The 14,921-nt window shown below is 48.0% G+C and carries 8 protein-coding genes; 5 read left to right on the top strand and 3 right to left on the bottom strand.

Annotation, left to right across the window (positions count from 1 at the left end; genetic code table 11):
- The first annotated feature begins 17 nt into the window (after nucleotides 1-17).
- Together AC5JBY_RS26880 and AC5JBY_RS26875 are read left to right on the top strand one after the other, a co-directional pair.
- A complete protein-coding gene (locus AC5JBY_RS26880; protein WP_495907766.1) occupies nucleotides 18-1,025 on the top strand; it encodes a glycosyltransferase family A protein in 1,008 nt (335 codons plus the stop codon).
- Nucleotides 1,022-2,563: a hypothetical protein gene (locus AC5JBY_RS26875; protein WP_495907765.1), complete on the top strand. Its 1,542-nt coding sequence runs from the start codon at nucleotides 1,022-1,024 to the stop codon at nucleotides 2,561-2,563. The genes AC5JBY_RS26880 and AC5JBY_RS26875 overlap by 4 nt, the downstream gene beginning before the upstream one ends.
- On the opposite strand, the gene AC5JBY_RS26870 is transcribed toward AC5JBY_RS26875, so the two are convergent.
- The 3 genes from AC5JBY_RS26870 to AC5JBY_RS26860 are packed head-to-tail and all read right to left on the bottom strand — an operon-like array spanning nucleotide 2,560 to nucleotide 6,462.
- Nucleotides 2,560-3,738 carry a glycosyltransferase family 4 protein gene (locus AC5JBY_RS26870; protein ID WP_495907764.1) on the bottom strand — a complete coding sequence of 393 codons (1,179 nt, stop codon included), beginning with the start codon at nucleotides 3,736-3,738 and terminating at the stop codon, nucleotides 2,560-2,562. The genes AC5JBY_RS26875 and AC5JBY_RS26870 overlap by 4 nt on opposite strands.
- Nucleotides 3,735-4,805: a glycosyltransferase family 4 protein gene (locus AC5JBY_RS26865; RefSeq protein ID WP_495907763.1), complete on the bottom strand. Its 1,071-nt coding sequence runs from the start codon at nucleotides 4,803-4,805 to the stop codon at nucleotides 3,735-3,737. Before AC5JBY_RS26865 ends, AC5JBY_RS26870 begins: the two co-directional genes overlap by 4 nt.
- On the bottom strand, nucleotides 4,792-6,462 hold the full coding sequence (locus tag AC5JBY_RS26860; RefSeq protein WP_495907762.1) for an ATP-binding cassette domain-containing protein: 1,671 nt from the start codon (nucleotides 6,460-6,462) through the stop codon (nucleotides 4,792-4,794). The genes AC5JBY_RS26865 and AC5JBY_RS26860 overlap by 14 nt, the downstream gene beginning before the upstream one ends.
- A gap of 218 nt (nucleotides 6,463-6,680) precedes the next feature.
- On the opposite strand from AC5JBY_RS26860, the gene AC5JBY_RS26855 reads away from it, so the two are divergent.
- From AC5JBY_RS26855 to AC5JBY_RS26845, 3 genes are all read left to right on the top strand, one after another.
- Entirely contained in the window at nucleotides 6,681-7,553 is an 873-nt protein-coding gene (locus AC5JBY_RS26855; RefSeq protein WP_495907761.1) for an ROK family protein, read from the top strand.
- Between the two features lie 134 nt (nucleotides 7,554-7,687).
- Entirely contained in the window at nucleotides 7,688-11,839 is a 4,152-nt protein-coding gene (locus tag AC5JBY_RS26850; protein WP_495907760.1) for a two-component regulator propeller domain-containing protein, read from the top strand.
- A gap of 191 nt (nucleotides 11,840-12,030) precedes the next feature.
- Nucleotides 12,031-14,898, top strand: a complete 2,868-nt coding sequence (locus AC5JBY_RS26845) for a TIM-barrel domain-containing protein (RefSeq protein ID WP_495907759.1) — start codon at nucleotides 12,031-12,033, stop codon at nucleotides 14,896-14,898.
- Nucleotides 14,899-14,921: the final 23 nt, after the last annotated feature.

Genomic DNA, 14,921 nt, shown 5'->3' with positions numbered 1-14,921 from the left:
GTTACAGCCCGATTCAAATGGATATAAGTGTTGTTATTCCCACCTGCAACAGGAAGCAGCGGCTATTGCAATTGCTGCACAACCTGCACCTGTCTGCTCACCCCCTGCGCGAAGTAATTATCGTTGATTCGGGTGAAGACAGACTGGTAACGGAAGACTTTGCTGCTTTTCAAGGTTTATCCATTTACTATCTCGGTGCTGAAAAATCGGTGTGCATACAACGTAACAAAGGCATACGTATGGCAAAAGGGGAATGGATATTCCTTTGTGATGACGATATAGAAATGCCGGCTGACTACCTGCAAAAAATAGCTAACCATGTAGCCTTGCACCCGGAGGCCGGCGCTGTCTCTGGCCTGGTGAAGCAGTGGGTAGAGGGGGAGTGGAATGCCAATTACATCATCCATTCACCGGTGGCGCTGGTATGGAGTTATGTATTTCAACTAAGCCTTTGGGGAGAGATCAGGCCGCGCAATAATAATGTCCTGACACGCAGGATTGCCGGTTATTACCAGCGAAAAGGCAACCACATTACCCGCGCTGGCTGGCCGGTGGTAACGGATTTTGCGGGTGATTACTTCACCACACCTATATATGGACTGGGCGCATCCGTGGTTAAAAAAGAATGGTTGTTGCATTCGCCCTACGAGGAGGTATTGGATCGCCATGGCATGGGCGATAACTACGGTGTGAATATCGGATTCCCCGACACGGGTGTTCATGTGTTGAACGATGCTTTTGTATACCATCATCGCGAGGCGGAGAACCGACTTAAACGGCCACTTCAATATTATCGCAGGATGTTGGCGCTGCATTATTTCATGAAGACCAAAGAGCGGCTGAAGACGACCAGCAAGTCGTGGTTGCTGTGGTCGTTGACGGGTAATATCCTAACTTTTATACGCATGCGCGACGGGAATATGGTACGGGCGGCTGTAAAGACCTTCTGGCAGATCACGTGGGAGCAAAACCCTTATTACCAGGCTGCCAGGGAAAACAAAAAAGTAGTGGAGCCATCTTTATGAGTAATTACGCAAACCTTACCTGGACGGATAACAGAGGCATACAGGCTTCCTGGGTGAGGTTGTTGCCAGGTATTTCTTTCTTTGCATATGTATTGCTATCAGTATATGCCATGCTGCATCATGAACCCTGGGGCGATGAGATACACAGTTGGAACATTGCCAAAGGAAGCGCCAGTTACCTCGATGTGATTCAAAATAGCCGGTACGAAGGCCATCCACCTACCTGGTATACTATTATGTGGATTGTTTCCAAGTTCACCCATAACTTTTCCTGGGTTCAGGCTGTGCACCTTTCTATAGCTACCCTTACTGTTTTTCTTATACTGTTCTATTCGCCCCTCCCGTTGGTATCGAGGTTGTTGATCCCCTTCGGTTATTATTTTGCTTTTGAGTTCAGTGTACTGGCCCGCAACTATGCCATTGGCGTATTGACGGCTTTTTGCATTTGCCTGATCATGCGGCGTTCCTTCCGGTATAAAATGTTCTGCTATTACGGACTACTGCTGGTATTGGCAAACGGACATTTATTTGGATTGATCCTGGCAGGCAGCCTTCACTTGTATTACCTGGTATGGGATTATGAACAGCATAAAAATATGCGGCGTATTGCTACTCATCTGCTGGCAGGCGCTGTATTCCTGTTGCCTTCGTGTTACTTTATGTTCCCGCCTTCAACAGGCGCGCTGAATGTAAACTTCTGGATGGGCCGCTGGAATATTTCCAACGTAATGATCACCGTGCAATCCCCTTTACGATCTATCACACCTGTTCCGGCCTGGTGGGATGAACATTTCTGGAACACGCAATTCCTGATGGAATGGCAACATGACTACAGGTGGATGAAATATTTCACCCCTTTGTTATCGGTTGGTATTATAGCAGCTATCTTTTTCATCCTGCGCAAGAGCCGCAAAAGCAACCTGCTTTTTTTCAGCAACCTGCTGGTCACTGGCTTTATTAGTGTGCTGATCTTTCCGCTGGGATGTGCCCGATATGCCGGATTGATCTACATTGGTTTCTTGGCGGCCTGGTGGTTGTATTGTTACGAAGCAATGCCGGTCCGCTGGCATAAATGGGTAGTCAATAGCCTGCTGGTAGTACAGATGATAGCAGCTGCCGTGGCTATCGGTGCAGATAGTGGACGTCCCTTTTCCAATTTCAACAGGGTAGGAGCGTTGGTCGGTAAGGTGCCTGCCAATGAAAAGATAGTGGTCGATTATTGGGGAGCAAATGCTACTGCTGCTTTTATGGACAAGCCTTTTTATTGTCTCGACCTGAAGAAAGAAGTGTCTTTTCTATTGTGGGATAGCGATATGGCTAAACTTATGAAAAGCAATTATCGCTACACAGAAGGCGCTGAATACCTTGCTACACACGGCGTCGATAAATTCTGGATGATATCTACCGGTTCACCGGATAACCTGTCTACAGTGGATACCCGTTTTGCTACAGCCTGGCAGGTGAAGTTGATGGATAAAATAGAAGGAGCCATCGAGAAAGGCGGAAATCTGTATTTATATGCGGTGAGCAAACATTAGGCGCTCTTACCGTTTTTCTGTAACCGGGTTTGTACCACCTGCCGGTAATGCTGCGCTGCTACCCGGGCAATCGCTTCGAAAGACAGCTGCTGTTGATAAAAATAGATACAGGCATTGGCTTCCTGCTCCAATGGTTTTTGAAGAGCCGCTGCTATTGCTTCTACAAACGAGTCCCTGCTACCGGGCTCCCATAAAGCACCCAATTGCCCTTTGTTGGTCATCATGCGAAAGCTGGGAATATTCGTTACTATCGGAATACATCCGCAACGTAGTGCTTCGCTTAACGCATAACCAGATCCTTCATAATGGCTGCCCAATACAAAATAATCGGCACTGTTGTAATACTGTTCTATTTCTTCATGAGGCACTTTGCCCAAAAGACTAACATGAGCGGTCAAGATCGTAGAGGCTGCTATTTTTTGTTGTACAGCTGGTAATAATAAACCATCACTATAGATCATGAATAACCTGGCGCCGGGATGCTCCTGCAAAATGATCTCAAATCCCTCCAGTATGGTAAGCGGATCTTTATTGCCGTCCAGCCGTCCTACCCAGAGAAAAACCGGCTTGCCATGCATGCCTGTTTTTGTTCTGGTCTTTTGTCTGTCATCATACACCGACAATCTGCTGGCATCCCTGTTATCGTAATCAAAGTAGGTAGCGCCTTCCATAACAGGTAATACTTTATCAAAAGGATTTTTCTTCAGAAACCACGCAGCACCCTGGGCAGTGGTAGTAAAAAAGAAGGCATCTGCCACACTGTTGAGTAGGTTGTGTACTGTCCGTTTAAATGCTCCCGGTGATTTGCCACCGTGGTGCTGGACGATAATAGCTGTTTTCTTATTCAGCAACAATCGCAATAAAAAAGTTTGTAGGGAAAGCGTAAGGCTGTGTACGTGGATCACATCGGCATCCAGTTCATTGACCCGGCGCAGGAACCTGATGGGCAGTTGCCAAAACCTGATCCGGCTGCCAAGGTTGTCTTTTACAAAGTAGTGGGAGATATTGTTTTGCTGGTAGAAGCTTTCCTTCATGAATCGTGTCATAATGATGCTCTCAACACCCCTGGTATGTAATGCTTCAGACCAGCCGGTAGTGGTATAGTAGTACCGGATCAGTTCTTCTTCACTGCTAACCCTGTCGTCATAATAGTAAAAGATGTTGACTACTTTCATTGCTTAAGTTCACGGGTAAATAATTCCATCACCTGTTTGGCGCTGTCGTCCATGGAATGATATAATATCGAAGTATGATCAGTAGTTGGGTCGCTGAGTACTTCAATAGCTTTGGCCACCATTTCATCTGCCTGCTTCACCACATGCCAGTGAGGCATTGGATGATCGAAGGGATAGCAAAAGCTGATCACATGGGCACCTGCATACAACGCTTCGAGACATACGGTGCTGCAACCTTCATAACGTGAAGTATGAAGGAATACCTTACTGCGCTGCATCCATGTCAGTACTTCCGGATGTGGCCGACCCCCAAGCAGCGAAAGCGTGTTATCAAGAGACTCAGCTTGTATAATACTTTCCACCTTTTCTTTTTCCCTGCCCAAGCCACAATGAATGGCTTTAATAGCAGGCAGACTTTTCCGGATGGTGGCCACAATGTTTGCGTACAGGTCATATTGTTTGAGCGGTTCAAAATTGCCGGCGGCCATAATGTCGATATCTCTTTCTGCAGGAGGAGTTACCGGGAACGCCTGCGGGTTAATGGCGTTGGGTATTAAGTGTAGCGGTTGAATGCCGTGGCTGCGCTGGTATTCATCGCGCAGGAAAGCACCCATTGCTGCCAGTTGGTGACCTTTGGGACGAATGAAGCGCACCCATTTGTTTTGCTTCGTGGCATCCTGACCGCATATCCAGCTGATATGTTTGATACCATGCAACCGGCTAAAGTATTGACTGATAAAAGCACACTCGCCACTCCAGAAGCTGAATAAACCAATAATGGTATATCGACGACGCAGACCATGCAACGACTGCCACACATTTTTCCAGAGTGCCGGACGCTTCCATTTACGGTAATACATGCCGTTGAAAGGCGTTACCTCTATATTGTACCAGGTATAAGCTGATTGTTGCTGAGGGTACAACAGCGAGAGCACAGTGATCTTTATCCCCGGAAAGTTTTCCTGTAATGCCTTCACCATCCCCTGTTGAGAAGGGACCCACCACGAAGCCTGTTCATGATCAGGAAAAGCGGGTGTTATCACTACCAAAGTTTCAGGCTTCTTCATCCAGGGATACAATTTTATTGCAGAAAGAAAAGCTCTCTTTATTGTGCGTGATCAGTATGACCATTTTTCCTTGTTGGGTAAGCTGTTTGAAATGATGTAGCAAGGCGTTTTCCGAGTCGGCGTCCAATTCGTTGAACGGTTCATCGAGAATGATCAGGTCTGCATCTTTATATAAAGCGCGCGCAATAGCTATTCGCTGTCGCTGCCCGCCACTGATATTACGTCCATTTTCGGTGATCATCTTACCAGTATCACCTGTTCCATTGAACAAGCTGCTTAGCCCGGCTGAAGCGATGGCCCTTTTGAATTTCTTTTCGTGGTAGTGGCTGCCATTGAGCGTGATGTTGTGCAGAATAGTATCGTGAATAAGGAAAGGCTGTTGCTTTACATAAGCAATGACCGGCCAATATTGCCGCCGTTCATGCGTGTCCGCCGGCGTGTCGTTGATAAGGATATGACCCTGCCCCGGTTTTAAAAAGCCCAGCAGCAGGTTGAGGATGGTGGTCTTACCTTGGCCGGAGTGACCTGATATGCCAAGGAAGTCGCCCGGCTGCAATGTCCAACACAGGTTTTGCAGCACTGTTTTATCACCAAAACTGAAATGTACATTCCTGAACTGAAGCGACTGGATAGGGGGTAGCTTATCATGATGTTGTTTATCAGACATAGTGGCCACTTCATCCGTCAATGCATCGGCAGTATAGGAATAGGTCTGTAGCTGTCCACTGGTGTTGAGGATCTTTACGATGCCCGGAATGATCTTGTAAGCAGCGGCCATAAAAGCACCGATGGTGATAATGGCGTTACTGTCGGTCGGACCCCACCACTGGTTGAGCGCTACGAGGATAAACAGTCCCAGCAACGCAAATATTTCCATCATGCGGGCAGGCATGCCCTGGGCAATCAGCGTATTGGCAAAGTGCGTATTGAACTGCTGCTGATAAGTCATGTACCGGTCCAGGAATACGGCGTTTTTATCATAGATATTGCTTTCTACAAAACCATTCAGGGCCTCCTGCAGGTGTTGCAGCGCTTTTTCACTGCTGCTGCGGGCGTTGCTGCGCACCTGTTTCAGCCGTCTCTTGACTAAATAGAATACCGCCACTACGGGCGGCAGCAGCAGGAGGAACAACAACAGGAATAGCTGTGCATTGAATATGAGTATGGCGCTAACCGCCAGGATGATCAACACCGTCTGGGTAATGATCTGTTGGATGCCGCCCAGAATATGCTGACAGAAATCGATGGGTTGATAACTGATCGAACGGATATGAACGGCTGAATCTACGTTCACATAGTTGGTATAAGCGCCTTCGAGGTAGTGTAACAGCCGGTGACGGGCAATGCGCGTGGCCACCTGGGCAATGAACCGGCATTGGCTCCGGTACACCAGGAAGCCTGCCAGGTTTTTGCCGCTGAACAGGAGCAGGAAAACCGTGATGGGCAGCAGCGATTGCCTGTTCTGCAGCCAGGTAGGCAAAAAGCCCACTGCTTCGGCGGCTTCCGGCTGCGTGTAGATCCTGACGATCAGCAGCAGCCACGCCAACGAAGCAATATCGGCCAGGCTGATCAGCAGGTCCAATACCACCAGCATACCCATTCGCCGGCGCTCTTCCCGGGTGAGGATGGAAATGCTTTTTTTAATAATATGTCTCAAAGGGTGGGTTATTGAGTTATGGCATTGATCACCAATACTCCATACGTTTTACGGCAGGAGGGGGTTGCTTGCGCCTGTAGCCGTTGGCAAATGACTAAGAAATATTAGCTAAAACGGTATAGTTAGCGATTCCGCGAGTATATTTGCGTTCAGTTACAAAAACATAACCTTATTTTTTGATACCAAAGCTGTACGTGTAGCCCAAAACTGATTCTTGCATGAATAATCCTTTAGTGGCTGGTGTTGATATTGGAGGTTCTCACATTACTGCTGCACTCGTTGACCTGGAAGTCCGGAGTGTATTGCCTGCCTTTTCAGCCCGTAAACATATAAATGCCCAGGAAGATGCTGCCAGTATTATTGACAGCTGGTGCGCAACCATTGGTGAAGTTTTTGAAGCACAACCATCCCTGCCCAAAAGAGTAGGCATAGCCATGCCCGGTCCTTTTGATTACGAAAAAGGCATTTCCTTTATAAAAGACCAGAATAAATACGAATCCCTCTACGGCCTGAACGTGAAAGAAATGATGGCCGAGCGGCTGGGCGTAAGCCCCGACAACATTCGCCTCATGAACGATGCAGGATGCTTCCTGCAGGGCGAAGTGGTAGGCGGCGCCGCCCGTGGGTTCAAAAGTGCAGTAGGCGTTACATTGGGTACCGGCCTGGGCACTGCTACTTTTCACAACGGCATCGCCAAAGATGCCAATTTATGGTGTGCTCCTTACCTGGATGGCATCGCAGAAGATTATATCTCTGCCCGTTGGCTCATCAAGGCTTACCAGAAAGTGAGCGGCACTACGGTTGAAAATGTAAAAGGGCTGGTGGCGCTGATCCCTTCAGACCCCCGCGTTAAAACAGTATTCCAGCAATTTGGCCATCACCTGGCTACCTTCCTGACGTCTTTTATCCGCGACAATAACCCTGAAGTAGTGGTCATCGGTGGCAACATTGCTAAAAGCTCCGAATGGTTCCTGGCGCAGGTAGTAGAAGAATTACAAGCCGCATCCATCGACATTCCTGTACGTACTGCCCGCTTGGGTGAGAACGCTCATATCGTGGGAGCTGCCGGCTGCTGGATCGAGAATATATAGTTCCACTTAATACAGACGATAAAGGAGATACCTTTCCCTGAGCGACGCAGGTGACTGGTGTCTCTTTTTGATTAGTGTCTGAAAGACAATTTTCCTCATTCGCCCAAAAAAGCTTAATTTTTTGGCGGATGCGTATGAGGACGATTGCCATTATACTACTGCTTTGCCTGACAAGTTGGGGCTTGTTGGGCCAAACCCAACAATACCAGTTCTCCCGGATTGATATCAGCCAGGGACTGTCGCACAACCAGATCAATACCATTTTCAGGGATAGTAAAGGATTTATGTGGTTCGGCACCATGTCGGGCCTCAACCGCTACGATGGTTACACCTTCACCGTTTTCCGGCACAATCTGTCCGACTCCTCCACGCTGGCCGATGACTTCATCATCCGCACCCTTGAAGGGCCCGACAATACCATTTGGGTGGAGAACAGGAGCGGCCTCAACGTCTTCAATCCCCTTACCGAAAAGTTTAACCGCAATGCTTCTGCCATATTGGGTAAATATGCACTGCCACCTGCCAAGGTACTCAATATTTTAAGAGACAGCCGTGGTCATTTCTGGTTTATCATGGATGCAGCGGGCTTGTATAAATATGATCCCGTTACACATAAGACCAGTAAGGTATATCAGGCCACAGGCACCGGGGCCACACAAATAACGCCTGTATCATTGGCAGAAGATACCCATGGCGATCTGTGGGTGGTGTTCAATGATGGGCACATAGAAAAGATAGATGGCCGTAAAGGTACCGTCGTATTTAAAACCGAAGCGTTGGCACAGGCCATGAAATATGAGCGGTTGAATTATGTGCTCTTCATCGATGCGCAAAACGAATTATGGCTGTACGTCCCAAGCTCCACACACGGTGTATTTCAATACAGTCCGGTTTCAGGTATATTGCAGCGTATCACTGAAGGGGTAGGAACATTCAGGCTGAACAACAACCTGGTGATGGGATTGCTACAAGACAACAAAGGCAATATATGGGTGTGTACCGATCACGGTGGCATCAACGTGCTGAATAAAAAGAGCCACACCACGCAGTATCTCATGGCCAATGACGATGACCCGAAAAGCCTGAGCCAGAACAGTACGACCGTTGCCTATAAAGATAAAGCAGGCATCGTATGGGTGGGCACTTACAAACAAGGCGTGAACTTTTATCGCGAACGCACGGTCAGCTTTCCGTTGTTTACCCATCAGCCATCAGATCCGCAAAGCCTGCCCTACAATGATGTCAACAAGTTTATCGAAGATGCAGCTGGCAACCTGTGGATCGGTACCAATGGCGGTGGCCTTATTTATTATGACCGTAGCCGGAAAACCTTCCGGCAGTTCCTGCACGATCCGCGTGATCCCAATAGCATCAGCAACAATGTAGTGGTAAGCCTTTGCATCGACCATCAACAGCGGCTATGGATAGGTACTTATTTTGGCGGACTGGATAGTTATGATGGAAAAAAGTTTACCCATTACCGCCATACAGATAATCCCAATAGTCTTTCCGATAACCGGGTATGGGAGATATTTGAAGATTCGAAGAAAGAGTTGTGGATAGGCACGTTGAACGGTGGTCTGGATAGGTTCGACCGGCAGAAGAACATATTCCATCATTATACCTTTGGTCCACCTGCCTCGATAAGCGCCAATTACATTGCTGCGCTCCTTGAAGATAAAAGTGGCAGGTTGTGGATTGGCACTGCCAACGGCGTGGATGTGTTGTGGCGACGACCTAATTTACCCGATAGCTTTGTACATTATTACAATACACCGGGCGATCCTGCCAGTCTCAGTAACAACAATGTCATTACCCTCCTGCAGGATAGCAAAGAAAACATCTGGGTGGGCACGAGAGATGGGTTGAGCCTCTTTGACCGAAAGAAAAATACTTTTCACGTCTTTCGCCGCGAAGATGGCCTGCCGGATAATACCGTGCAAACGATGTTGGAAGATGATGCAGGTACCTTGTGGGTAAGTACGCCCAATGGTATTGCACACATTACACTCCAATACGACGAAGCTAAAAACAGCTATAAACTGCAAAGCCATCGCTACGATGAATTGGATGGCTTACAGGGCACAGCTTTCAACGAAAATGCAGCGTACAAAACAAGTAAGGGAGAGTTGATCTTCGGTGGCCCTAATGGCTTCAATATCTTTCATCCGGCCAGCATAGTACCGGCACGTCAATCAATCCCGTTGGTATTTACCGACCTGCGCATTTTCAATAAAAGTGTAGGCATTGGTGAGGAGATCAATGGCCGGGTGGTGTTGCCGGAATCCATTGTACAAACAGAGGACATTACCCTGAAGTACAATGAAAACGTACTGTCTATTGAATTTGCCGCGCTTAGTTATAGTAATGCCGATAAAAATAAATACGCTTACAAGCTCGAAGGGTTCAACGAAGACTGGACCACTACCGATGGCAGGATGCGGGTGGCCACCTACACCAACCTCGATCCGGGAGATTACACCTTCCGTGTAAAAGCAGCCACCAGTAATGACGTATGGAATGAGCAGGAACTAACCCTGCACATTAAAATATTACCGCCTTTCTGGAAAACGCCCTGGGCCTATGTATTATATGCTTTGGTATTGGCCGGTATACTCTGGTTCAGCAGGCATATGATAGTGCAGCGTGCACGCATCCGTTTCCAGCTGGAGCAGCAACGCAAAGAGGCCCAACGCATGCACGAACTGGATATGATGAAGATCCGCTTCTTTACCAATGTGAGCCATGAGTTCAGAACACCGCTGTCGTTGATCCTTACGCCCATGGAAAAGCTGATACAACAATCGGAGAGTGAAGGACAGCAAAAACAGTTCAGGCTCATTCACCGCAATGCCCGGCGTTTGCTGAACCTGGTGAACCAGCTTCTCGACTTCCGCAAAATGGAAGTGCAGGAGTTGAAGCTGAACCCGGCGCAAGCCGATATAGTCAGGTTTGCTAAAGACATATCTTATTCATTTACCGACATAGCCGAGAAGAAGAATATCCGCTTCAACTTTTATACAGAAGTGGAAAGCCTTGTTTCCAGCTTCGACCACGATAAGCTGGAACGCATCCTGTTCAACCTTATCTCCAACGCATTCAAGTTCACGCCCGAACATGGCAGTGTAACGGTGGTCCTGCGTGGTGAAGAAAAAGAACCGGGCAAGTCCTTCCTTGCCATCCAGGTAAAAGATACGGGCATTGGCATACCAAAAGAAAAGCAGGAGTTGATCTTTGAACGTTTCTTCCAGCACGATACGCCCGGCAGCATTGTCAACCAGGGTAGTGGTATCGGCTTATCCATCACGCGCGAGTTTGTAAAGCTGCACAACGGGTTTATTACCGTAGACAGTGAACCTGAAAAGGGGAGTTGCTTTACTGTTTGGCTACCAGTACAGGCAGCGGATGTGCCGGCTATTGTGTCCACTGCTACTTTGAATGGACATACAGTAACGGCTGCACTGATGAAATCGGAAGAGCCGGTAGTCGTTGAATCTGAACCGGTAGCACTCAATGGTCATGGCGACCGCAAAAAGATGTTGTTGCTGGTCGAAGACAATGAAGACTTCCGGTTTTACCTGAAAGACAACCTGCGACAATATTTCACGATCCTCGAGGCCGCCGATGGAAAAGAAGGCTGGCAAAAAGCCTTGGCCCATCACCCCGACCTGGTGGTGAGCGATATCAGCATGCCGGAGATGGACGGTATCGACCTGTGCAAAAAGCTCAGGAAAGACCAGCGTACCTCGCACATTCCCATCATCCTGTTAACAGCCCTGGCGGGGGAACAACAACAACTAAAAGGACTGGAAACCGGGGCCAATGATTACCTGACCAAGCCGTTCAACTTTGAAATATTGCTGTCACGCATCCGGAACCTGCTGGCCCAACAGGCTATTGCCCGTAAAACATTCGAGAAGCGCATCGAGTTAAAACCGGCTGATGTGAGCGTGGCCTCGCCCGACGAGCAGTTCCTGCACCAGGTGATGGAGATTATCGAAAAGAACATCGCCAATCCGGACTTTTCGGTAGAAGAACTGAGCAAGGGGGTATACATGAGCCGCGTGGCCCTGTACAAAAAACTACTGGCGCTCACCGGCAAAACGCCCATCGAGTTTATCCGTTCAGTACGGCTCAAACGGGCTGCCCAGTTACTTGAGAAATCTCAAATGACGGTGGCCGAGATCGCTTATGAAGTTGGTTTCAACAACCCGAAATACTTCTCCAAATATTTCAAGCTGGAGTATCATGTACTGCCCAGTCAGTGGGGAACCAGCGGAGCTTAATAATGTGATCGGTACATAAAAATAATATTGACAATCAATTCTTTGTTTCCCGAGGTTAACATTTGAATACCCATTCATAAACATCTGCCTACCCTCCTTTAGCACGTCGCGTTCTACATTTACGACGCCGGTATACGAACCGAAAAGGACCGCCGCCGGCGCCTGATTTTGAAACGAAACGAATGACTGCTATGTGGAAGAACATGATTGTATTGTCTTGTCTTGTGGCTACCCTATTGTCCGTAAGCACCCTGTCTGCACACACGATTCCCCCCGGTGATTACTCAAAAGTAGAAGACGGAATTATTGTTCACGTAAAGCGCAAAATGCCCAACGGGGTTTGCCTGGTCCGCCTACAGGCCATCACCGACCATATTATACGCGTAACGGCCAGCCCGGTAGATTCTTTCAGCAATGTGCCCAGTCTCATTACCCTTGCGAAGAAAAGAACGCCCGTAAAATGGAATGTGAAGGAAGACAAAGAACAGGTGACCCTGATCACACCGGCATTGAAGGCCATTGTATCACTGCTAACCGGCGAGATCAGCTTTACCGATCACACGGGTGCTCCCATATTGGCTGAGCCTAAAGAAGGCGCTAAATATTTTACACCATTCACAGAAGAAGGCCAACCAGCTTTTAGGCTTAACCAACAATTCATGGGAACGCCGGATGAGGCATTCTATGGACTGGGCCAGCACCAGAATGGTATCATGAACCATAAAGGGCAACAGGTAGAACTTTTGCAGAACAACACAGAAATAGCCGTTCCCTTCCTGGTATCCTCTAAAAACTATGGCATTCTCTGGGATAATTATTCAATTACCAAAGCAGGCGATACCCGCGATTTTGAACCACTCTCAACCCTGAAGCTCTATGCTGCGGATGGTAGCCAGGGCTGGCTCACAGCCACCTATGCGAAGAAGTCAAGCCCGCTACAGATAATCGTGAAGCGGCCCGAATCGGTACTGGCCTATGATTATTTATGCTCCCAGAAAGAATTTCCCGAAGGAATAAAATTGGAGGATGTAAAAGTGACCTGGGAAGGAGCAATAGAATCTGCCTACACAGGTGTACATCAATTCCTGTTCCGTTATGGTGGCTACAGCAAAATATGGATCGATGGCAAGCTGCTGGCCGACCGCTGGCGTCATTCCTGGATGCCAGGCACAGCCGTATTACCAGTACAGCTCGATAAAGGAAAGAAATATAGTTTTCGCATAGAGTGGCTGCCCGACGGGGGGCAGTCCTATCTATCCTGCAAATGGTTAAGCCCGCTGCAGGGTGATCTTCAAAACCAGTTTGGTTTCAGCTCCGAATCGGGCGATCAGCTGGATTACTATTTTATACAGGGAAAGAACCTGGACGAAGTGATTGGCGGCTACCGCGATATCACCGGTCAGGCATCATTGCTGCCCAAATGGGTCATGGGTTTCTGGCAAAGTCGTGAGCGGTACAAAACACAGGATGAAATACTCAACACCGTTAGCGAGTTCAGGAAGCGGAAGATACCGCTGGATAATATAGTACTGGACTGGTCTTTCTGGAAAGAGAACGACTGGGGTAGTCAGGACTTCGACTCCAGCCGCTTTGCCGATCCGGCAGGCATGATCAAAACCCTGCATGAGCGATACAATACCCGGTTCATGATCTCTGTATGGCCCAAGCTCTATGAAGGCATTCCTGTTTATAAGCAATTCGACAAAAATGGCTGGTTGTATAAAAGGAATATTGCCGAGCAGCGACGCGACTGGATAGGCAAAGGCTATACCTCCACTTTCTATGATGCCTACAACCCACAGGCGCGTACAGCCTTCTGGAACTTGATAAATGAAAAACTATATAATAAAGGAGTGGATGCCTGGTGGTTGGATGCAACCGAACCGGATATTCATTCCAACATGTCGCCGGAAGAAAGAAAACAAACGATGAACCCTACAGCACTCGGTTCGTCAACACGCTACTTCAATGCCTTTGCCTTGCAAAATGCAAAAGGAGTGTATGAAGGTCAACGGGCTGTTGATCCCAATAAGCGTGTATTCATCTTTACCCGCTCAGCTTATGCAGGTCTGCAGCGTTATGCCGCTGCATCCTGGAGTGGTGATATTGCAGCACGCTGGGAAGATTTCAGCAATCAAATATCTGCCGGGCTCAACTTCTCCCTGTCGGGCATTCCTTATTGGACAACTGATATTGGTGGTTTCGCAGTAGAGCCCCGTTATGAAAATGCAAAAGGAGAAGACCTGGAAGAATGGCGCGAACTGATGACCCGCTGGTACCAGTTTGGTGTTTTCTGCCCCATCTTCCGTGTACATGGTCAATTTCCTTATCGCGAGATATACAATGTAGCGCCGGAAACGCATCCTGCTTATCAAAGCATGTTGTATTATAATAAGCTGCGCTACCGGTTGATGCCCTATATCTATTCTCTCGCAGGCAAAACCTATCACGATCATTATACCATCATGCGAGCGCTGGCGATGGATTTCCCGGCCGACCCGCAGGTGAAAGACATAGGCGACCAATTTATGTTTGGCCCTTCCATATTGGTGAATCCTATTATTAAATACAAAGCCACCGACAGAAAGGTATACCTGCCGGCAGGTACCGGTTGGTACGATTATTATTCAGGAAAATACTTGCAGGGCGGCGTTTCCATTACAGCAAATGCTCCTGTAGAAAAGGTTCCGCTGTTCATTAAAGAAGGTTCTATTGTAACTACTGGCCCGGAGATGCAGTTCACGGCAGAAAAGCCTGCCGATCCCATCACCCTGTTGGTATATACCGGCAAGGACGGACAGTTTACCCTCTACGAAGATGAAGGCACCAATTATAACTATGAACAGGGAGCTTTTGCCAACATCCCATTCGCTTATGAAGAAGCCTCCAAAACATTGACGATCGGAGAAAGAACAGGAAAGTTCAACGGCATGCTCGAACAAAGAACATTCCGGGTGATATGGATCAGTAAAGACAAGCCGAAACCATTTGACCCGGACGGAAAAGCAGACCATGTTATTAAATACAGTGGGAAGAAAGTAACTGTGAAGATGAAATAGTCATCCTTATAACTCAAGTGATA

It is taken from the genome of Paraflavitalea sp. (assembly GCF_059502485.1).
This window is presented reverse-complemented; position numbering and strand designations above follow the sequence as displayed.

Excerpts from the sequence above, each read along its gene's own strand:
- AC5JBY_RS26865 (WP_495907763.1), bottom strand. The coding sequence starts at position 4,805 with ATGAAGAAGCCTGAAACTTTGGTAGTGATAACACCCGCTTTTCCTGAT.
- AC5JBY_RS26845 (WP_495907759.1), top strand. The coding sequence starts at position 12,031 with ATGTGGAAGAACATGATTGTATTGTCTTGTCTTGTGGCTACCCTATTG.
- AC5JBY_RS26855 (WP_495907761.1), top strand. The coding sequence starts at position 6,681 with ATGAATAATCCTTTAGTGGCTGGTGTTGATATTGGAGGTTCTCACATT.
- AC5JBY_RS26850 (WP_495907760.1), top strand. The coding sequence starts at position 7,688 with ATGAGGACGATTGCCATTATACTACTGCTTTGCCTGACAAGTTGGGGC.
- AC5JBY_RS26880 (WP_495907766.1), top strand. The coding sequence starts at position 18 with ATGGATATAAGTGTTGTTATTCCCACCTGCAACAGGAAGCAGCGGCTA.
- AC5JBY_RS26870 (WP_495907764.1), bottom strand. The coding sequence starts at position 3,738 with ATGAAAGTAGTCAACATCTTTTACTATTATGACGACAGGGTTAGCAGT.
- AC5JBY_RS26875 (WP_495907765.1), top strand. The coding sequence starts at position 1,022 with ATGAGTAATTACGCAAACCTTACCTGGACGGATAACAGAGGCATACAG.